Raw genomic sequence first — 20,750 nt, 5'->3', positions numbered from 1 at the left:
TTGATATGCCTTCACAAATGCTCAGGCCAATCCTAAAAAAGGATGCCGTTCCCATCGGGGCTAGACATACCGAAATCCCATTCACCTTTAGTAGATGGGATTTTTTATTTTCAGCATTCACTATTTAATTCCTAAATTTACAGCACAAACTACACTACAATCCATATGATTAATAAAAAAGTGAACTCTGTACAAGAAGCGCTGCAAGGCATAGAAGATGGCATGACCATCATGCTGGGCGGCTTCGGACTTTGTGGTATACCCGAAAACAGTATAGCCGAATTGGTTAAAAAAGGGACAACCAACCTAACCTGTATTTCCAACAATGCCGGGGTGGATGATTTCGGATTGGGCTTATTGCTTCAAAAACGACAAATCAAAAAAATGATTTCCTCTTACGTAGGAGAGAATGCCGAATTCGAACGCCAAATGTTGTCGGGAGAATTGGAAGTAGAACTCACGCCACAAGGAACGTTGGCCGAAAAATGCCGCGCTGCACAAGCCGGAATACCGGCTTTCTTTACACCGGCCGGTTATGGAACCGAAGTCGCTGAAGGCAAAGAAGTCCGCGAATTCAACGGCAAAATGCATATTATGGAATTGGCCTACAAAGCCGACTTCTCCATCGTAAAAGCCTGGAAAGGTGACGAAGCCGGTAACCTGATTTTCAAAGGAACTGCTCGTAACTTTAATGCACCTATGGCCGGTGCTGCCAAAATCACCATCGCCGAAGTAGAAGAATTGGTTCCCGTTGGAACACTTGACCCAAATCAAATTCACATCCCGGGCATTATGGTGCAACGCATCTTCAAAGGTTCAACATTTGAAAAGAGAATTGAGCAACGTACAACCCGTAAAAGAGATTAGTCATGGCTTTAGATAAAAACGACATCGCAAAAAGAATAGCCAAAGAAGTAAAAGACGGTTATTTTGTCAACCTCGGTATCGGGATTCCGACTTTGGTGGCCAATTATGTACGTACTGATATTTCGGTAGAATTTCAATCTGAAAATGGTGTATTAGGTATGGGTCCATTCCCATTCGAAGGAGAAGAAGACGCCGACGTCATCAATGCCGGAAAACAAACTATCACCACCTTACCTGGCGCAAGTTTCTTCGACTCAGCTTTCAGTTTTGGCATGATCCGCAGTCAGAAAGTAGATTTAACTATTTTAGGCGCTATGGAAGTAGCCGAAAACGGCGACATCGCCAACTGGAAAATCCCAGGTAAAATGGTCAAAGGTATGGGCGGTGCCATGGATTTAGTAGCTTCAGCTGAAAATATTATTGTAGCCATGATGCACGTTAACAAAGCTGGCGAAAGCAAAATTCTGAAAAGATGTACACTCCCGTTAACCGGTGTTGGGTGTGTGAAAAAAGTAGTAACCGAATTGGCGGTTATGGAAATCACACCAAAAGGTTTCAAGCTATTGGAACGCGCACCCGGTGTTTCGGTTGAACACATTATAGCCTCAACAGAAGCTGAATTAATCATTGAAGGCGATATTCCGGAAATGGTGATTTAATCGAATATCTGTCATAAAAACAAACCACAAATTTCCATTGAAATTTGTGGTTTTTTCATGATCTACAATTACTGTTGCTGATCTAAATATTCCAACAACACCGGCGAAGCGTGGGCAAAACTCGGAGCAGCTTCGGTGATGCTGACAGCTCGTTTTTTATTGAGCTTGTACACCAAATCAAATTCGGTAGTGAACAATATGGCCGACAAAAACGGATTGTTGATAAACTCCAATAATCTGGAAAAGGCCGAATCAATCGTATGGATTTCGTCAATTTCTTCTCTTTGGAATTTGTACTTCAATTCTAATTTCAGAACCTCTTCTTCAACAATCGGACGCACATAAATGTTCATCAAATCAGTGTTGCCGATGGTTTTAGCCAAGGTCAGTTTGGCAAAAGTACCATCGGTCAAACTGTCTTTGACGTTGTTGTAGAATTCGGAAAAAGTATCGGTAAACAACATCTTATAAATTAGCAAAGAAGTCGTTTCCTTTGTCGTCTGTAATGATAAACGCCGGGAAATCTTTCACGGTGATTTTGCGAACAGCTTCCATACCTAATTCTTCGAAATCCACTACCTCAACTTTCAAAATATTTTCTTTGGCCAAAATAGCTGCCGGTCCGCCAATAGACCCTAAATAGAAGCCACCGTATTTTTTACAAGCATTCATTACGTCTTTACTGCGATTGCCTTTGGCCAACATAATCATGCTGCCGCCGTGGCTTTGGAATTCGTCTACATACACATCCATACGGCCTGCAGTAGTTGGTCCAAAACTTCCTGATGGCATGCCTTCCGGCGTTTTAGCAGGACCGGCGTAATACACCGGATGATTTTTGAAATACTCCGGCATTGGTTTACCGGCATCGAGTAATTCTTTGATTTTGGCGTGTGCAATATCACGAGCTACTATTACGGTTCCGTTTAATTTCAATCGGGTTTTGATTGGATATTTGCTTAACTCGGCCAAGATTTCGCTCATTGGTCGGTTCAAATCAATTTCCACCGGTGCTTCCAAATGCGGCGGCACTGCCGGTAGAAACTGTTGCGGATTGGTTTCCAACTGCTCCAAGAAAATACCGTCTTTGGTAATTTTGGCTTTGATATTTCTATCGGCCGAACATGAAACGCCCAAGCCAACCGGACAAGAAGCAGCGTGTCTTGGCAAACGAATAACGCGGACATCATGGGCAAAATACTTACCGCCAAACTGAGCACCTATAGCACTTTCTTGGCAAATTTGTAATACCCTTTGCTCCCATTCTAAGTCGCGAAACGCCTGACCGGCCATGTTGCCGGTCGTTGGTAAGTTATCAAAATAACCTGCTGACGCTTTTTTCACGGCAGCCAAGTTGGCTTCTGCCGAAGTACCGCCAATGACTAAAGCCAAGTGATAGGGCGGACAAGCCGAAGTGCCTAAATCTTTTATTTTTTCGCGGATGAATTCATCCATCGATTTTTCGTTTAAGAGCGATTTGGTTTTTTGGTATAAGAAAGTTTTGTTGGCACTTCCGCCGCCTTTGGCCAAAAACAAAAATTCATAGCTCGCTCCTTTTTTGGCATAAATATCAATCTGTGCCGGAAGATTCGAACCGGAGTTTTTCTCCTCAAACATCGAAATCGGCACGATTTGAGAGTAACGCAGGTTTTTCATTTGGTAGGAGTTGAAAATGCCCTTCGACAACCATTCGGCATCATCTTCACCGGTATAAACATTTTCGCCCTTTTTTGCCATCACAATGGCCGTTCCGGTATCTTGACAAGAGGGTAATTCACCTTCCACGGCAACTGCTGCATTTTGCAATAAGTTGTAGGCTACGAATCGGTCGTTATCCGTCGCTTCCGGATCGTTTAGAATGTTTTGCAATTTCTGTAAATGTGAAGTACGCAGCATAAATGACACATCTGTCATCGCTTCTTGTGCTAACAATTCCAATCCTTTAGGGTCAACGGTTAGGATTTCTCGGTCGCCTAATTGTTCGGTTTTTACGTACTCGGAAGTGATTTTTTTGTATTGCGTATCGTCTTTCAAAATAGGATACGGATCTTGGTATATAAAGTCCATTTTGGTGTGTTAGTTTAAACGACAAAGTTAAGCAAAGTGCTCGATTGCTGAAATGAAATAGTTGCTAAATTAATGTACACCCAATCATCTACTAAAAAAACCAACTCGCTACAAAAATCGCTGTAATCACACAGATTAAATCCACTAAAAGCATAGTGCCAAGCGTGTATCGAGTATTTTTTACATTGATACTTCCGAAGTAGACTGCAATCACATAAAACGTAGTTTCGGCACTACATTGGAAAATACAACTCAAACGCCCGGTAAACGAATCGGGGCCGAAGTTACGCATCGCGTCAATCATAAAACCACGTGAACCACCGGAACTAAAAGGGCGTAGCATGGCCACAGGTAAGGAATCGGTGATTTGTTTACTCACCCCGATATTGGAAAAAGCAAACGAAATCCAATTGCTGATGATTTCAAAAAGACCACTGTTTCTGAAGAAAGAAATGGCCACCAACATACCCATTACATAAGGGAAAATTTTAACTCCGGTTTGCAAACCATTATTGGCACCGGTTACAAATGCGTCGAAAATAGTGGTGCTTTTATCCACAAACTTTTTCTCATTGATAAAAGAAAACACCAAGGTAAAAGCAATAATACCAACTAACATCAACCCGGATAAATTGGCGGTAAAAAAGTTTTTGCCTACCAAATCCAAACCATTAATGTAAAACAACAAACCAACTATGGCAGCGATTACTGTCATCAAAGCCACAATTAAAGTAGCGCTCATGAAATTGATTTTTTGGCGGATACCAACAATAATCATGGCCGCTATGGTTCCGATAAAAGAAGTAATGATACACGGCAACATCACATCGGCCGGATTGGCAGCGTTTTCTGCAGCGCGATACCCGATAATAGAAGTTGGAATTAAGGTTAATCCGGCAGCGTGCAAACACATAAACATGATTTGGGCATCGCTGGCTTTTTCTTTTTCCGGATTGATTTCCTGTAAACTTTGCATGGCTTTTAAACCAAAAGGTGTCGCGGCCGAATCCAATCCGAGGAAATTGGCGGCAAAGTTTAAAGTCATGTACGATATAGATTCGTGGTTTTTAGGTACTGAAGGAAAGACTTTGGCGAAAACCGGACTTAATCTTTTAGCCAGTTTTTCGGCGGCTCCGGAAACAATCAACAATTCCATTAACCCGCAAAAGAAGGCCAAATAAGCAATAAGAGGGATAATTAAATCGAGCAAACTGTTTTTACACGTCGGCAGTAACCCATCCGATTTTTGAATGCCGCTGTAAATTTTTACCGTTTGGTTTTTGAAGACATAAGTGGTGTCTGCATTTAAAACATTTTTATTAAGGACAAACGATTTTTCCTCGCTTTTTTGGATGCTGTCTTGGATAAATTTCGGGATTTCGTTTAAGTATTTTTCCGAAACCAAAATCGGATCGTCTTTTTTTCCGTTCAAGACATAATCAATAGAATAACTATCTCCGGAAAATAAACTGAACATTACAAAAGCAATGGAAGCCACGAAAATGACCAACCAGAATCTACTTAAAACCATACTATTGTTTTTCGGTAAATATACTATTTCTGAAAATGCAGAGGAAAATTATTTAGAAGGAATCGATTAACACGGTCAGAACCTTTTGTTAATTTTTTTTTGATTGATTAAAAATAATTAAACAATTTATAAATTTTTATGATTATTTTCTAAAAGTATCCTGCAATCCGTTAGGATTTATATATTTGTGGCCTTTAAATAACTACATTTTTGGACAACAAACTATGAAAAATCATTTACTACCTTTAATGCTATTGGCGTTAGTTTCTACTCCGGTTTTCGGGCAAACGCCTGAAGAAGTTAAAACAATTACCGCCCAATACGATATGGCTCAATTAAAAGCTAAAGAAGCGCATTATCGGAAAATAGCTAAAGCTGAAAAAGAGAAAGCCCAAGCGCAAGCAGTAGCCAAAGGTTGGCCATTATTTGTAAAAAAAGAGGACGGTAATCTATTAGAGTTAATGCGATTAACTCCTGATGGTTATCCGATTTATTATTCTACTGAAAATGTCAATGCTGCATTAACTACACGAGCAAGTTTTTTACACAGTACAGGCTCAATGGGATTAAATCTAAACGGACAAGGTATGACTGCCAGAGTTTGGGATGGTGGTAATGTTAGATCCAGTCATTTTGCATTTGAAGGAAGAGTTACTGTAGTAGATGAAACCAGTTCGGGGACTAGTGGTCACGCCACGCATGTTACCGGTACTATGGTTGCAAGTGGTAGTCCTGCTTCTGTAAAAGGAATGGCTCCCCAAGCTTTAGCCAGAACTTTTGATTGGAACGACGATGTAGCAGAAGCCATCTCAGAAGCCCAAATGGGAATGTTAGTTTCAAACCACTCTTACGGAACACCCATTACTAATAACGGAAACACTTTACCCTCTTGGTATATCGGTTCTTATACTTTTGGTGCCAATGAATGGGACGATGTAGCCTATAACGCACCTTATTACTTGGCGGTTATGTCGGCAGGGAATGATGGTGGTAACAATGACAACAGCGACCCGATTACTTTTGGATATGATAAACTTGTAGGAGACAAAACCGCTAAAAATAACTTGGTTGTAGCCAATTGTTTAGATGTTTTAATTGGCTCAACCGGAAATGTAATCGGAAACATAACAATCAATGGTTCCAGCAGCCAAGGACCAACAGATGATCTGCGCATTAAACCTGACATTACAGGAAACGGAACCAGTGTAATATCAACCAGTAATTCCAGTGATATAGGAACTGCAACCTTAAGCGGTACTTCAATGTCTTCTCCAAATGTAGCCGGAACACTGATTCTTTTACAACAACACTACCGAAACTTGACAACTAATTTCATGCGTGCTGCCACTTTAAAGGGATTGGCCTGTCATACTGCTGACGATGCCGGTTTGGTCGGACCAGATGCCATATTTGGTTGGGGATTATTGAACGCTAAACGTGCCGCTGAAACTTTGAGCAATAATGGTCTTACTTCATGGGTTTCTGAAGAGAATTTGAACAACAATCAAACGTATACTACAACGATAAACTCAAGTGGAACCACTCCGCTCATGGCCTCTATAACTTGGACAGATTTACCGGGACCTATTAATTCCGGGGTTAATGGTCCTAATGATCCTACTCCGGTTTTAGTGAATGATTTGGATATCAGAATTACCAGAAACGGAATTACTTATTATCCTTGGAAACTTAGCGGCCCAACTGTTCCGGCTGTTAGAAATTCTGATAATAATGTTGATAATGTTGAATTAATTAAAATTGACAATCCACCTGCCGGAGAATATGTTATCACTGTTACTCACAAAGGTAATTTAGTTACCGGAAGTCAAAGATTTTCTCTAGTGGTTACAGGAATTAGTTCTGCTTTCTCATTGAATTCTAACTCAGCCGATTTAACTGTATGCTCTACGCAAAATGCGACTTACACTTTTAACTACGCTCAAGTAGGAGCCGGTACAACAAACTTCTCAGCGGTTGGATTACCGGTTGGTGCCACTGCAAGCTTTTCTCCAAGTTCCATGAGTGCTAACGGACTAGTTACTATGACGATTTCCGGTTTATCGAATGTGACTCCTGGTGAGTATTATGTAGGTATCCGTGGTTCTAATGGTTCAGAAATAGAAACCAGATACAAAACATTGCGTGTTTACAGTGCCTCTTTTCAACCTATTGCAATTGCTTCCCCAACGGATGGACAAAATGGTTTGTCTACAACTGTTAACCTTAATTGGGCTGCACAAGCGAATGCCATAAGCTATCATGTTCAGGTATCCTTGTTTAATAACTTTTCCAGCTTAATAGCGGATGAATATGTGAACACTAATTCATATACCATCAATGGTTTAAGCCAAGCGACACGTTATTTTTGGAGAGTAGTTCCAATGAACAATTGTGGGAGCGTTTCCATCAACAGTGCCTCTTTTTATAATTTTACAACCGGTAATTTGTTTTGTGATGTAAATTTTACTGCCAATGATTACTCCAATGCCGCTATTGCTCAGGTAGCTAATTCAGAAGCTTTTGTGCCGGTAACCGTTACAGGAGATTATAGTATAGGGGATCTCAATGTTAATGTAGCCATTAACCATACTTGGGTACAAGATTTAACCATTACATTGGAAGGTCCGGCTAGTATAGGAAGTCCTGTAATCATGCTTCAACAAGAAGCTTGTGGTGGTGAAGACAATATCAATTGCACTTATGACGATGCTGGTGGCGGTCCTTCTTGTATTGGCAATCCGGCAATCAGTGGTCTTATAGCACCTCTGGACAATCTGAGTGCTTTAAACAATTTGAATGCCAACGGTATTTGGGTGTTACGTGTAATCGATCCATACAATGAAGACGGCGGTGCTATCACTAATTTTAGCCTTAATATTTGTCGCGTTCAACCCACTGTACTGAATGTTTCGGATAATCCGCTACAAAATACTATTTTACATCCGAACCCAACATCGGGTATTCTGACTATTACTATTCCTTCTTTGAATGAAAAAACAACTTTAACGGTTTATGATTTACAAGGTAGGATGGTTTGCAAGCAAGAAACCAATCAGGTAGAAACAACTATTGGTTTAGATGGAATTCAGGACGGAGTTTATCTGGTTCAAATTGACAACAGTATAGGTAGTATCACCAAAAAAATAGTACTGAAAAGAAACTAAAAAAGGAGGTCAAATTGACCTCCTTTTTTATACATGTAAAATCTCATCTTCTATTAATAAATCCTCCCGACGCAATCGAAGGAAGATTTGTGCCACAGCGATGACGTCTTTTTCACAGTAAGTCACAATTCTGTCTATGTCTTTTTCTACATAAAAAACGTGGGCTACTTGACTCCCGTCAATATCACCTTTGGGAGAAGGAATGCCTAATATTTTAGTCAACAGTTTTAAAGAGGTAAAATGCTTGTAATCGCCGAATTTCCATAATTCTAAAGTATCCAAATGCGGGATTTCCCATGGCTTTTTTCCGAATAGATTGAGTTTATTGGGAATGGCAATTTGATGGATAATCATGCGGCGGGCAATAAACGGAAAGTCGAATTCTTTGGCATTGTGACCACACAATAAATGCTGCGCACCGCTGAAATGCGTATCTAACAAATTGGCAAAATCCTTTAGAATCTTTTTTTCTTCTCCGAAAAATGAGGTAACTCTAAAATTTCTAATATCGTTTTTATTGGCAAAATACCCAACGGAAATACAAACGATTTTACCAAACTCTGCCCAAATACCGGCGCGGTCGTAAAAATCCTCGGGGGTGTATTCGTCGCGTCTTTGGTATTGGGTTTTTTGTTCCCAAAGCAGTTTCATCTCATCGTCTAAAGCGTTGAAGTTATCTTCTTCCGGAACGGTTTCGATGTCGAGAAAGAGTATATTGTTGAGTGGAATTTTTTCAATCATGACAAAATATTAAGAAATAACTGATTTAAAAGTACGGATTTATTTTAAATATGAAAGAAAAATTTTAAAAAAGTGATTGTTGTACGCTTGGGCTTTCGTGTTCCAGTAACCACTTTTTGCGCCATAATCCGCCGGCATAACCCGTTAACGAACCATCAGTACCAATAACACGATGACAGGGAACGACTATCCACAATGGGTTTTTTCCGTTAGCCGATGCTACGGCCCTGATGGCTTTGACATCGCCTAATTTCTTGGATAAATCGAGATAAGACATCGTTTTGCCAAACGGAATGTTCAACAATTCTTGCCAAACTTTTTGTTGAAAATCGGTGCCTTGCGGATTGATTTTGAAATCGAATTCCTTGCGTTCCCCTCTGAAATATTCTTGTAGTTGGGCAACACATTCCTTAAGACTTTCCGGAATTTTTGAGGTTTTTTCACCTTCACTCAATACTGATATTGCAGCAATACCATTAGCATCGCCCATAATTTTGGTGATTCCTAAAGGCGATTCTATAAAAGCAGTTTCCATGAGCTAAAGGTAGCAAATAAACGCTCAAAATTGTCATTTCGACGAAGGAGAAATCACACTTCAAAAACAAAAACCGTTATGTGATTCCTCATTCCATTCGGAAAGACAAGAGACACTATTTCGAAAAACTTAGAATGTACTCTTCTAAAGCTTTCAACTCGGCTTCACTCATTTTTTTGGTGATGGCGAAGTTGGTTTTCATGGTTTCATACTGACTTGGATCAACTATCGGCTCGGCTTCTTCTTTGAGGAAGGCTACGATGCTGCCGTTTTTTTCTTTGTAGATTTTGGCGATTTCGGCTATGCTTGGTCCGATGACTTTTTGGTCGGGCAAATGACATGCGGTGCAAGTTCCTTTGCCCGAAAACAATTCTTCTCCGGAAACGGCTACTGCAGTTTCGTCGGTTTTGGGTTGACTGAAATTATCTTCAGCTTCCTTTTTACAAGAAGCGAAAGTGATGACAAATAATAGTAACAATATCTTTTTCATAGTATACAAAAATGCAATACGCTTTTCTTTTAGCCCCGATGGGAGCAAGCTACCTTGTAGCGCGGACAGCGGGAATAGAGATGACTGATTAATCCCAAGCCATTCGCTACGCCAATTCGCTATCGCTCGGGTCGCTCCTACTTTTGATTCAATAAAATCGCTGCCTCTTTGGCAAAATACGTCGAAATCAAACTGGCACCGGCGCGTTTGATACACATTAACTGCTCCATCATGATTTTGTCGTGGTCGAGCCAACCTCTTTCGGCAGCGGCTTTAATCATGGCGTATTCGCCCGATACGTGGAAAACCGTCACCGGAACATTCACGGCATTTTTAACTTCGCGAACGATGTCTAGGTAAGCAATTCCCGGTTTGACCATGACCATATCAGCGCCTTCTTCTACGTCCATTAAGGCTTCTTTTACGGCTTCGATGCGGTTGGCGTAGTCCATTTGGTAAGTTTTTTTGTCTTTGGGAACGACTACATCGGCTTCTCTTGGTGCGCTGTCCAATGCATCGCGGAACGGACCATAAAAAGCGGAAGCGTATTTGGCCGAATAACTCATAATCCCAACCTGTTGAAAACCTGCGGCATCTAAACCTTGGCGTAATCTTAAAACGCGTCCGTCCATCATGTCGCTGGGTGCTACAAAATCGGCGCCGGCTTGGGCATGGGAAACGGCCATTTTGACTAAGGCGTCGTTGGTGGCATCGTTGGCTACATCACCGTTTTCGATGATGCCATCGTGACCATAAATCGAATATGGATCCAAAGCTACATCGGGCATGACAATCATTTCCGGACAAGCCGATTTGATAGCGCGAATGGCGCGTTGCATTAATCCGTTGGGATTCCAAGCTTCTTTGCCGGTGTTGTCTTTTAAGCTTTCATCGACTTTCACATAAATATTCACGGCGCGAATGCCTAAAGCGAATAATTCTTTGACTTCTTCCACCGTTAAATCCAATGAACGACGGAAAATGCCCGGCATGGATGGAATTTCGGATTGGTAATTTTCACCTTCGGCGATGAACATGGGAAACATGAAATCGGCCGGACTTAAAGTAGTTTCGCGGACTAACGAACGAATACTTTCGTTAACGCGTAATCTTCTGCCTCTTTGTAATGGGAACATTGTATGTGGTTTAAAATTGTTTGAAAGTTTAAGGTTTAAAGTTGTTTTATTCTTGCTTAAACCCAATCAATTGGTTTTTCTAATACTTTAATTAATTTCTCTTCTTCGCTGCCGGCCTCCGGATGATGGTCGTACACCCATTGCACGTGTGGTGGCAAACTCATCAAAATCGATTCGATGCGACCGTTGGTTTTCAGGCCGAATAACGTGCCTTTATCGTGTACCAAATTGAACTCCACATAACGTCCGCGGCGGATTTCCTGCCAGTTGCGTTGGGCTTCGGTGTATGGCAATGCTTTTCTTCGCTCTACAATCGGAACATAAGCTTCACAGAAACTGTTGCCGACTTCCGTCACAAAATGGTACCAATCTTCCATCGACATTTGCTCATTAGCTTTGCAATAATCGAAGAACAAGCCACCAATGCCACGGGCTTCGTTACGGTGTACGTTCCAGAAATAGGCGTCGCATTGTTTTTTATATTTCGGATAAAACTCGGCGTTATGCTTGTCGCAAGCGGTTTTACACGTTTGGTGAAAATGTTTCGCATCTTCTTCAAACAGGTAATACGGCGTTAAATCTTGTCCGCCGCCAAACCAGGAATTGATTACATTGCCGTTATCATCATACATTTCGAAGTAGCGCCAATTGGCATGAACGGTGGGTACCATTGGATTTTCCGGGTGAATGACCAAGCTAAGTCCGCACGCGAAAAAATCAGCTTCACCTACGCCGAACATTTTTTGCATCGTATCCGGCAATTTGCCGTGAACCGCTGAAATATTAACGCCGCCTTTTTCGAAAACGGCTCCATTTTCAATCACACGCGTTCTGCCACCGCCGCCTTCGGGACGTTGCCATAGGTCTTCGCGGAATTTCGCTAGACCGTCAACGGCTTCCAAAGCAGCACAGATTTGGTCTTGAAGGTTTTGGATGTATGGATAGAATTTGTCTTTCATTATTTCAGTTTTCAATCGCAGTTTTCAATCGCAGTTTCTGTTAACTGTGACTGAAACTGTGAACTACTTTTGATATTCTTTCACCGCTTCTACAAACGCTTTGGCGTGGTCTACCGGAATGTTAGGTAAAATGCCGTGTCCTAAGTTTACGATGTAATTGTCTTTGCCGAATTCGTCTATCATTTCGTGTACCATTTTTTTGATAGTTGGTATAGGTGACAGTAATCGACTTGGGTCGAAATTCCCTTGTAACGTGATTTTGCCACCGGTTAAATAACGGGCATTTCTTGGCGAGCAAGTCCAGTCAACGCCTAAGGCTGATGCTTTGGATTTGGCCATATCGTTTAAAGCAAACCAACAACCTTTTCCGAAGACGATGACTTTGGTTTCCTCTGCCAAAGCTTCTACAATTTGGTTGATGTATTGCCAAGAGAATTCTTTATAGTCTTCCGGAGACAACATACCGCCCCAAGAATCGAAAATTTGAATGGCATTACAACCCGCTTTTACTTTTTCTTTCAAATATAAAATGGTCGTATCGGTGATTTTTTGCAACAAAGTGTGCGCGGCTACCGGATTGGAGAAACAAAATCCTTTAGCCGTATCAAAACTTTTAGAGCCTTTGCCTTCTACCGCATAACAGAAAATCGTCCAGGGTGAACCGGCGAAACCAATTAACGGCACTTCGTCGTTCAACATTTCTTTGGTGAGTTTTACGGCATCCATTACGTAACCCAAAGTTTCGTGAATATTTGGCACAAAAACCTGATTGACTTGTTCCATCGTACGAATAGGATTCGGGATAATCGGCCCGAGATTGTCTTTCAATTCCACGTGGATTCCCATCGCCCTTGGTACTACCAAGATATCCGAGAACAAAATGGCGGCATCAGGTTTTACAATTCGGATGGGTTGTACCGTGATTTCGGCCGCTAATTCCGGGGTTTCACAACGGGTAAAGAAATCGTATTTGTCACGTAACGCTCTGAATTCCGGTAAATACCTACCGGCTTGACGCATCATCCATACCGGCGGACGTTCTAACGTTTCGTTGTTTAAGGCGCGAAGGAATAAATCGTTTTTAATCATAATTATTATTTGCTTTGGGTGTTGCCCAATTATATTTTATTAAAAAATGCTACACTTTTTGCAATCGTACTTTCCATAGTAGGTTGATTGGCGGTCACCACTTTGTTGGTAATGCCTCTCAAGGCTTTGGCAGTGGTGCTTCCGATGCAGAAACAAACCTCATCTTGCAATTCATTTTCTTTCAAAAAACTTTGCACGCCAGACGGACTGAAAAATAAAATCCCGTTCAAATCACCGGCGGCTTTGTGCGGCGTTAATCGGGTTTCATACACTTCCACTTCTTCGAAAGTGATTCCGGCCAAGCGCAAGGCATCAGGTAAAATATCCCTTCTCAAATTCCCGCAAAAGAACGTGAAAGTGCTCTTGTCATATTGGTTGCAAATGATGGAGGCCAATTCTGAAGCGTAGTCTGCGCTTGCTATGACTTCAAATCCGTTAGTTTCCAGCATGGCTTTGGTTTTCACACCTACACAAAAACATTTTTTGGTTTTGAGTTCCGTGGCTTTTTCATTTTGCAATATGCTCTCTACGGCATTCTGACTAGTAAAAATAAGATAGTCGTTGATACTTTGCAGATGGAAAGACTTGCTAACTACATCAATATAATCGGCCTCATCAACAGAGAAATCCGCACTCAACAGCAACTGCTTTTGGTGGTCCAAAAGCTTTCGGGTTGACAATAGGCGAATTTGAGTTTCCATGCTTTAGCCTTTTGATTTGAGCTGTTTTTTAATTTCTTCCATCAATTTACTTCCACCGTTATCTAGTATTTCTTTAGCGGTAAAAAACCCTAACTTCTTCCATTCTGATATGTCGACTGCTTTGATGATTTCGAATTTTTGTTGACCATCTAGTGAAAGTAAGCATCCGTGAAACTCAATCGTGTCATCGTGCGGATTGTATTTGGCCAAAGCCCCGATAGGTGCTGTACAACCGCCTTCTAAGGTTCTTAAAAATTGTCTTTCGATGTAAGTACAAATTTCGGTTTCTATATCGTTCAATTGCGAAACGGCATCTACTGTAAAATCGTCGTTACCCATCGCTACCACTACCATAGCACCCTGTGCCGGCGCGGGAATCATCCAATCGAGGTTGATAAAAGTATCCGGTTTTAAGTTGATGCGCTCTAAACCTGCTGCTGCAAAAACGGCTCCGCTCCAATCATTATCTTGCAACTTTTGCATGCGGGTATTCACGTTACCACGTAAATCCACTACCTTATGATTCGGGTATTTATTAAGCCATTGGGCTTGTCGGCGCAAACTTCCGGTGGCAATGGTGGCTTTTTCGTTTAAAAAATCGGTGGTGCCTTTGTGGACTAAAATGTCCAACACATTGGCTCTTTCCAAAACGGCCGCTTGTACAATACCGGTAGGCAAAGCCGTTGGCACATCTTTCATGGAATGTACAGCAATATCAACTTGGCCGTTAATCATGGCAATGTCTAACGTTTTGGTGAAAATTCCCGTGATACCCAATTCGTATAAAGGTTTGTCTAAAATGATATCTCCTTGCGATTTCACCGCTACAATTTCGGTGGAATAGCCTAAATCGTTGAGTTTTTTTTGAACGGTGTGGGCTTGCCAAAGGGCTAGTTCGCTGTCGCGAGTACCTATTCTGATTGTTTTGGCCATTTTATTTGGAAGTCGTTTCTATCTGAAAAATTTTCTCAATCCACTCGATGCTTTCGTCAACCATCGTATTGTCATCTTTTAAATGATTGGCAAAATGATTGGTGATTTTTTGGATGATGCGAGCGCTGATTAACTCGGCTTGTTCTTCATCGAAGTTGGCCAGTTTTTTGCGTTGCACGTTGAGCTCGCCGTCTTTAATGGAATTAAGTTTTTCTTTTAAGGCGTGAATGGTAGGCGCAAATTTGCGTTGTTTGGTCCAAGCGATGAATTCGTCTTTGATTTCTTCGATGATGGCTTCAGCCGCTGGAATGTGTTTTTTACGGTTTTCCAAAGTTTCATCAGTCATTTGTGATAAATGATCCATGTGAACCAAGGTTACACCTTTAACATCTTGAACATTTTCGTTCACATTTTTCGGAATGGATAAATCCAAAATCAACAATGGTTTTTTCAAGTTCAAAATCGCTTTGTCCACGGTTGGATTTTGGGCGCCGGTGGCTACGACTAACACATCGGCTTTTTGGATTTCCAGTTGCAAATCGACATAATCTTTCACAATCACATCTAGTTTTCTGGCCAAACGTTCGGCTTTGTCTTTGGTGCGATTGATTAAAGTGATTTGCTCGTGTTTGGTGTGTTTTACCAAATTTTCACAAGTATTTCTTCCTATTTTTCCGGTTCCGAAAAGGAGAATATTTTTGTTAGCGATGTCATCTACATTGTTAAAGATGTAACGCACGGCTGCAAAAGAGACGGAAGTCGCACCTGAAGAAATTTCGGTTTCATTCTTAATGCGTTTGCTGGCCTGAATCACCGCGTTTACCAATCGCTCCATAAAAGCATTAGCCAAATGACGGTTTTTGCTTTCTACGAAGGCCGATTTGATTTGACTGATGATTTCAAAATCGCCTAAAATCTGACTGTCTAAACCGGTCCCGACACGAAACATGTGGGAAACGGCTTCTTGATTTTTATATACATAAGCTACCTTTTGGAAGTCTTCCACGGTGCCTTGACTGTTTTCACAAAGTAATTTAATCAGTTGGAAAGGATGTTGGGCAAAACCGTAAATTTCGGTTCGGTTACACGTTGAAGTCACGATGAGTGCTTCAATACCTTCGGCTTTTGCCTGGGCTAAAACGTTGCTTTTGCCGTTATCATCTAAGCTGAATTTCCCTCTCATTTCGGCATCGGCTTTTTTATAACTTAAGCCAACCGCATAAAAAGTACTGTGCTTGGATATGTTTCCGTGTTCCATAAATTGCTCTTTCCCTAAAAGTGAAACAAAGTTATTGCTATCGATTTTATAAAAGTAACGCTAAAAGAACTTTTTGTGTCGCTCAATGTTATTTTTAAACGCTTTTGTCTTTTTATCGTTATTTCTTTTAAATTTGTAATGAAATCAAGTGCTTAGAACTGTTTTATGTAGACTCATTCTAAATAACATTTTGATTTCGCTTCCAAAACATATACGAAAAAATATCGCTATGGGTTCTAAAGAAGAAATAAAAATTGACGACGACTTTATTTTGATTCGTTTTCAAAACGACACTGATGAAGTAACCACTTTTGAACGCCCGGTGACTATGGGCTTGATTCAGTTTCACTTTGGCTTAAAAGGCGGCGCGAAATTCATCTTTAACAAAGGCAATTACACGCTCGATTTAAAAGAGGAAAAATGTTTGCTGTTTTACAATCCAGAAAAAGAATTGCCGCTCAATGTGCAAATCGAACCTAAATCGTGGTTGATTACTATTTTAGTTTCCATCAAAAAATTCCACGGCTTGTTTACCGATGATGCCGAACACATTCCGTTTTTAAGTAAAGAAAACAAGGATCGCAAGTATTACAATGAAAGTGACATCAGTCCGTCAATGGCTATCGTACTCAATCAGATGTTTCACTATAATCTCAATCCTTCCATCAAAAACCTATACTATAAAGGAAAAGGTTACGAATTGTTGAGTTTGTTCTTCAACCGCAACGACGATCCGAACGCCGAACAATGTCCGTTTTTAATCGACGAAGAAAACGTACTAAAAATCAAAAAAGCCAAAGAAATTATCATTGCCAATATGGCAGAGCCGCCAAGTTTGGAAGAATTGGCCAATCAGGTTGGATTAACCTTGAAAAAACTCAAAATGGGTTTCAAGCAAATTTACGGTGATACGGTTTACGGGTTTTTATTCGATTACAAAATGGATTATGCCCGTCAGTTGCTGGATTCCGGTTCGTATAATGTGAATGAAGTTGGCCTTAAAATCGGCTACAGTACCGGCAGTCATTTTATTGCGGCTTTCAAAAAGAAATTTGCCACCACACCGAAAAAATATTTAATGAGTTTACAAGCCAATACCTAATCGAATTGATTTCGTATATCTCATTATCGATAAAGAATACATAAATCAAAAGTCAAAAAAAGAAGTTTCATTACTTTTATCAAAAATAAAATTGCCACAAATGAAAGGAGTATTATTAGTCAATCTTGGTTCACCCGAAAGTCCAACAGCCAAAGATGTTAAGCCGTATTTAGATGAATTTTTAATGGATAAATACGTTATTGACGTACCGTATTTATTGAGAGCCTTATTAGTAAGAGGCATTATTTTGCAAACCCGTCCGAAAAAATCGGCGGAAGCGTACAGTCAGATTTGGACCGATGAAGGTTCGCCATTGATTGTAATTTCCAAAAAAATGCACCAAAAGGTAGAAAAGTTAGTCGATGTCCCGATGGCTTTGGCCATGCGTTACGGTTCGATGACCATTCAAAAAGGCTTGCAAGAGTTGAAAGACAAAGGCGTAACCGATGTGATGTTGTTGGCTTTGTATCCGCAATATGCCATGGCTTCCACAACAACCATTTGGGCTTTGGCTGATGAATTGCAACAAAAGCATTTCCCGGAAATGAAAATCACCAAAGTACCGGCGTTTTACAATAAACCCGATTTTATTCAAGCTTTGGCACATTCTATCAAGAAACATTTGGAAGGCTTTGAATACGACCATCTATTGTTTTCCTACCATGGGATTCCGAAACGCCATATTCGCAAAACAGATGTGACCAAATCCCATTGTACGATTGATAACAAATGTTGTGTAACGGCTTCTCCGGCGCATGAGTTTTGCTACCGTCATCAATGCTATGAAACTACGCGACAAGTGGTAGAATTACTCGGAATTCCGGAAGGCAAATACAGCCAAACTTTCCAATCGCGTTTGGCCGGTGACAAATGGTTAACGCCTTACACCGATGTCGAAATCAACAAAATGCCGAAAAAAGGCATTAAAAAATTAGCCGTAGTGACACCGGCTTTTGTGGCCGATTGTTTGGAAACATTGGAAGAAATTGCCATGCGCGCCAATGAAGAATTTATAGAAAACGGAGGCGAAGAATTTTTTGCCGTACCTTGTTTGAACGATGAAGACGAATGGTGTCAAGTCGTGGCCAATTGGGTAAACGATTGGAGTAAATAAAATGGAACTTTACAACTACATCAAATCGCTGCACCTCATCTTTGTCATCACTTGGTTTGCGGGTTTGTTTTACATAGTGCGCTTGTTTGTGTACCAAATTGAAGCCAACGACAAACCTTCGCCCGAGCGAGAAATCTTGCTCAACCAATACAAAATCATGACTTATCGCTTGTGGTACATTATTACTTGGCCAAGCTCGGTTTTGGCGACTTTTTTCGCATTGTGGTTGTTGTATTTAAATCCGACTTGGTTACAAATGTCGTGGATGCGTGTGAAGCTGGGATTTGTAGTGTTGTTGTTCGCTTACCATTTTAAGTGTCATCAAATTTATAATCAGTTGCAAAAGGACGAATTTAAATACAGTTCCAACTTCATGCGGTTGTGGAATGAAGGCGCTACGATTATCTTGTTTGCCGTGGTTTTTTTAGTAATTTTAAAGAATGCTTTCAACTGGATTTACGGCGTAATCGGCATCTTTTTGTTTTCGATTTTGATTATGTTAGGCTTTAAGTTTTACAAACGAATTCGGGAGAAAAAATAGTGACCACTGAACACTGAAAAATGCTGAACATCAAACTATCCATGCTATCGCTTCGTACCAGGATTTTCCTGTCGATGATTATATTGATAGTGATTGCGTCGGTGTTGATGGCGTCGATTTCGATTATTCAATTTAAAAACGAAGCCAAAGATTACCACCAAGAGCGTTTAGACCGAAAAGAGTTTGCCATCAAAGAACATATTAATTATGTCCTTTCTACGACAACTTATCCGCTAACGCCGGAAAATCTGAAACTGATTTTTAAAGATAAAATCCACGAGTTGTCCGATATTCACAACTTGGAGATTAACATTTATTCTCTGGAAGGCAAATTGGTTAAATCGTCTAAATCAACCTTTTCAGTAGATAAAGTCGCACCGCCGATTCCAAACTACATCTTAAAACTGGTACAATCTTCCGTTGATAAAAGATACGTTGACATCAAAAACATCGACGGTGTCAAAAACCGCTCTTCCTACAGTCAGATTAAAGATGATAAATTCAAACCTCTCGGCATTTTGAACATTCCCTATGTGGAAGACGATGGTTTTTACGAAAAAGAGCTGCGTCAGTTTTTATTGCGCTTGAGCCAGGTGTATTCGTTCATGTTGATTATTGCGTTTGCTTTGGCTTATTTTCTGGCAAGTTACATCACCAAATCGCTTAAAACCATTTCAGACAAAATCAACGAAACGAGTCTGAATCAGAAAAACGAAAAAATTGTCATCGAAGCCAACAGCCGTGAAATCAATTCCTTGATTAACGCCTATAACCAAATGGTTGATAAATTGGAGGAAAGTGCTACCATGCTCGCCCAAAGTGAAAGAGAACAAGCTTGGCGCGAAATGGCGAAACAAGTCGCCCACGAAATCAAAAATCCGTTGACTCCGATGCGTTTGACGGTGCAAAGTTTCCAACGAAAATTTGACGCCAACGATCCGAATTTGAAACAAAAACTCGACGATTACTCGAAAACCTTAATCCAACAAATCGATACGATGAGCGCCGTGGCTTCGGCCTTTTCCAACTTTGCTTCGATGCCGGCACAACAAAACGAAACGTTGAATGTGGTGGAAGTGGTAGAGTTTTCATTAGACATTTTTAATGAAGATTTTATCCGATTCGAAAGCAATTCAGAAGAAATTATTACGGTGATGGACAGAACGCAACTCATTCGCATCATTACCAATTTGGTTAAAAATGCCATACAAGCCATACCCGAAGAACAATCCGAAAAAGCTGTTTTGGTTTCGGTTAATGCCGAAGAAGACAATGTGATTATTGCCGTAAAAGACAATGGTATCGGAATCAATACCGAAAACACCGAGCGTATCTTCGAACCTAAATTTACCACCAAAACCAGCGGTATGGGATTGGGATTAGGCATCATCAAAAACATTATTGAAAATTACAAAGGAACCATTACTTTTGAATCAGAACTTGGGAAAGGCTCTACTTTTATCGTATCACTTCCCATCGTGAAATAGAAAATTAAGCGCAAAATTGCGTTAGTCATAATAGCAATCTAATACCTAAAAATATGAACTTCGAAAACATACTAGTCGCCATAGACAATGGCATCGGACAAGTTACTATCAACCGTCCGTCTAAATTAAATGCTTTAAACAAAGCCACCATTCAGGAATTGCACGACGCCTTTGAAAGCTTGGAAAACGATACAAAAGTAAGAGTGATTATTGTGACCGGCGAGGGCGAAAAAGCCTTTGTAGCCGGAGCTGATATTTCGGAATTTGCCGAATTCAGCGTGGAAGAAGGTGCGCAATTGGCCGCTCAAGGTCAGGAATTGTTATTTGATTTCGTAGAAAAATTAAAAACGCCGGTAATTGAATCCGTGAACGGATT

Annotated in this window: 20 protein-coding genes; 8 read left to right on the top strand and 12 right to left on the bottom strand. The window is 40.7% G+C overall.

What is annotated here, in order from left to right; translation table 11 throughout:
• Window positions 1–165: 165 nt before the first annotated feature.
• Window positions 166–867 carry a CoA transferase subunit A gene (locus Q0M21_RS05235; protein WP_295335361.1) on the top strand — a complete coding sequence of 234 codons (702 nt, stop codon included), beginning with the start codon at window positions 166–168 and terminating at the stop codon, window positions 865–867.
• Between the two features lie 2 nt (window positions 868–869).
• Complete coding sequence (locus Q0M21_RS05230) at window positions 870–1,526, top strand: 3-oxoacid CoA-transferase subunit B (protein WP_295335359.1); 657 nt, start codon at window positions 870–872, stop codon at window positions 1,524–1,526.
• 68 nt (window positions 1,527–1,594) lie between these two features.
• Here the strand turns inward: Q0M21_RS05230 and Q0M21_RS05225 are convergent, their stop codons facing one another.
• The 3 genes from Q0M21_RS05225 to Q0M21_RS05215 form a co-directional block, all read right to left on the bottom strand.
• The gene (locus Q0M21_RS05225; protein WP_295335357.1) at window positions 1,595–1,990 is read right to left on the bottom strand and encodes a hypothetical protein; all 396 of its coding nucleotides are present in this window, start codon (window positions 1,988–1,990) and stop codon (window positions 1,595–1,597) included.
• A 1-nt stretch (window position 1,991) separates the two neighbouring features.
• Window positions 1,992–3,593 (bottom strand): fumarate hydratase, encoded by a 1,602-nt coding sequence (locus Q0M21_RS05220; protein ID WP_295335356.1) that lies wholly within the window; start codon window positions 3,591–3,593, stop codon window positions 1,992–1,994.
• A 91-nt stretch (window positions 3,594–3,684) separates the two neighbouring features.
• Complete coding sequence (locus Q0M21_RS05215) at window positions 3,685–5,124, bottom strand: nucleoside recognition domain-containing protein (RefSeq protein WP_295335354.1); 1,440 nt, start codon at window positions 5,122–5,124, stop codon at window positions 3,685–3,687.
• Window positions 5,125–5,348: 224 nt separating this feature from the next.
• On the opposite strand from Q0M21_RS05215, the gene Q0M21_RS05210 reads away from it, so the two are divergent.
• A complete protein-coding gene (locus Q0M21_RS05210; RefSeq protein WP_295335352.1) occupies window positions 5,349–8,288 on the top strand; it encodes a S8 family serine peptidase in 2,940 nt (979 codons plus the stop codon).
• Window positions 8,289–8,315: 27 nt separating this feature from the next.
• Here the strand turns inward: Q0M21_RS05210 and Q0M21_RS05205 are convergent, their stop codons facing one another.
• The 9 genes from Q0M21_RS05205 to hemA all read right to left on the bottom strand — a co-directional run bounded on the left by Q0M21_RS05205 (window position 8,316) and on the right by hemA (window position 16,130).
• Window positions 8,316–9,029, bottom strand: a complete 714-nt coding sequence (locus Q0M21_RS05205) for a 3'-5' exonuclease (RefSeq protein ID WP_295335351.1) — start codon at window positions 9,027–9,029, stop codon at window positions 8,316–8,318.
• Between the two features lie 64 nt (window positions 9,030–9,093).
• Window positions 9,094–9,564: a methylated-DNA--[protein]-cysteine S-methyltransferase gene (locus Q0M21_RS05200; protein ID WP_295335349.1), complete on the bottom strand. Its 471-nt coding sequence runs from the start codon at window positions 9,562–9,564 to the stop codon at window positions 9,094–9,096.
• A gap of 115 nt (window positions 9,565–9,679) precedes the next feature.
• The gene (locus Q0M21_RS05195) at window positions 9,680–10,054 is read right to left on the bottom strand and encodes a c-type cytochrome (protein WP_295335347.1); all 375 of its coding nucleotides are present in this window, start codon (window positions 10,052–10,054) and stop codon (window positions 9,680–9,682) included.
• A gap of 137 nt (window positions 10,055–10,191) precedes the next feature.
• Complete coding sequence (gene hemB / locus Q0M21_RS05190; protein ID WP_295335346.1) at window positions 10,192–11,190, bottom strand: porphobilinogen synthase; 999 nt, start codon at window positions 11,188–11,190, stop codon at window positions 10,192–10,194.
• Between the two features lie 56 nt (window positions 11,191–11,246).
• The gene (hemF, locus tag Q0M21_RS05185; RefSeq protein WP_295335345.1) at window positions 11,247–12,149 is read right to left on the bottom strand and encodes an oxygen-dependent coproporphyrinogen oxidase; all 903 of its coding nucleotides are present in this window, start codon (window positions 12,147–12,149) and stop codon (window positions 11,247–11,249) included.
• A gap of 63 nt (window positions 12,150–12,212) precedes the next feature.
• Window positions 12,213–13,238 carry a uroporphyrinogen decarboxylase gene (hemE, locus tag Q0M21_RS05180; protein ID WP_295335344.1) on the bottom strand — a complete coding sequence of 342 codons (1,026 nt, stop codon included), beginning with the start codon at window positions 13,236–13,238 and terminating at the stop codon, window positions 12,213–12,215.
• A gap of 29 nt (window positions 13,239–13,267) precedes the next feature.
• Entirely contained in the window at window positions 13,268–13,939 is a 672-nt protein-coding gene (locus Q0M21_RS05175; protein ID WP_295335342.1) for a uroporphyrinogen-III synthase, read from the bottom strand.
• A gap of 3 nt (window positions 13,940–13,942) precedes the next feature.
• The gene (gene hemC / locus Q0M21_RS05170; RefSeq protein ID WP_295335340.1) at window positions 13,943–14,872 is read right to left on the bottom strand and encodes a hydroxymethylbilane synthase; all 930 of its coding nucleotides are present in this window, start codon (window positions 14,870–14,872) and stop codon (window positions 13,943–13,945) included.
• Window position 14,873: 1 nt separating this feature from the next.
• Window positions 14,874–16,130: a glutamyl-tRNA reductase gene (gene hemA / locus Q0M21_RS05165; protein ID WP_295335338.1), complete on the bottom strand. Its 1,257-nt coding sequence runs from the start codon at window positions 16,128–16,130 to the stop codon at window positions 14,874–14,876.
• A gap of 229 nt (window positions 16,131–16,359) precedes the next feature.
• On the opposite strand from hemA, the gene Q0M21_RS05160 reads away from it, so the two are divergent.
• The 5 genes from Q0M21_RS05160 to Q0M21_RS05140 form a co-directional block, all read left to right on the top strand.
• Window positions 16,360–17,232 (top strand): AraC family transcriptional regulator, encoded by an 873-nt coding sequence (locus tag Q0M21_RS05160; protein WP_295335336.1) that lies wholly within the window; start codon window positions 16,360–16,362, stop codon window positions 17,230–17,232.
• A 100-nt stretch (window positions 17,233–17,332) separates the two neighbouring features.
• Entirely contained in the window at window positions 17,333–18,346 is a 1,014-nt protein-coding gene (gene hemH, locus Q0M21_RS05155; RefSeq protein WP_295335334.1) for a ferrochelatase, read from the top strand.
• A gap of 1 nt (window position 18,347) precedes the next feature.
• Window positions 18,348–18,887, top strand: coding sequence for a CopD family protein (locus tag Q0M21_RS05150; protein WP_295335332.1), 540 nt, complete (start codon window positions 18,348–18,350; stop codon window positions 18,885–18,887).
• Window positions 18,888–18,961: 74 nt separating this feature from the next.
• The gene (locus Q0M21_RS05145) at window positions 18,962–20,374 is read left to right on the top strand and encodes an ATP-binding protein (RefSeq protein ID WP_295335595.1); all 1,413 of its coding nucleotides are present in this window, start codon (window positions 18,962–18,964) and stop codon (window positions 20,372–20,374) included.
• A 53-nt stretch (window positions 20,375–20,427) separates the two neighbouring features.
• On the top strand, window positions 20,428–20,750 hold a 323-nt coding region (locus Q0M21_RS05140), incomplete at its 3' end, for an enoyl-CoA hydratase-related protein (protein ID WP_295335330.1).

This window comes from Flavobacterium sp. (genome assembly GCF_024710485.1).
Classification (GTDB): domain Bacteria; phylum Bacteroidota; class Bacteroidia; order Flavobacteriales; family Flavobacteriaceae; genus Flavobacterium.
Note: the sequence above shows the minus strand (reverse complement) of the source record. Positions and strands in the feature narration are given on the sequence as shown.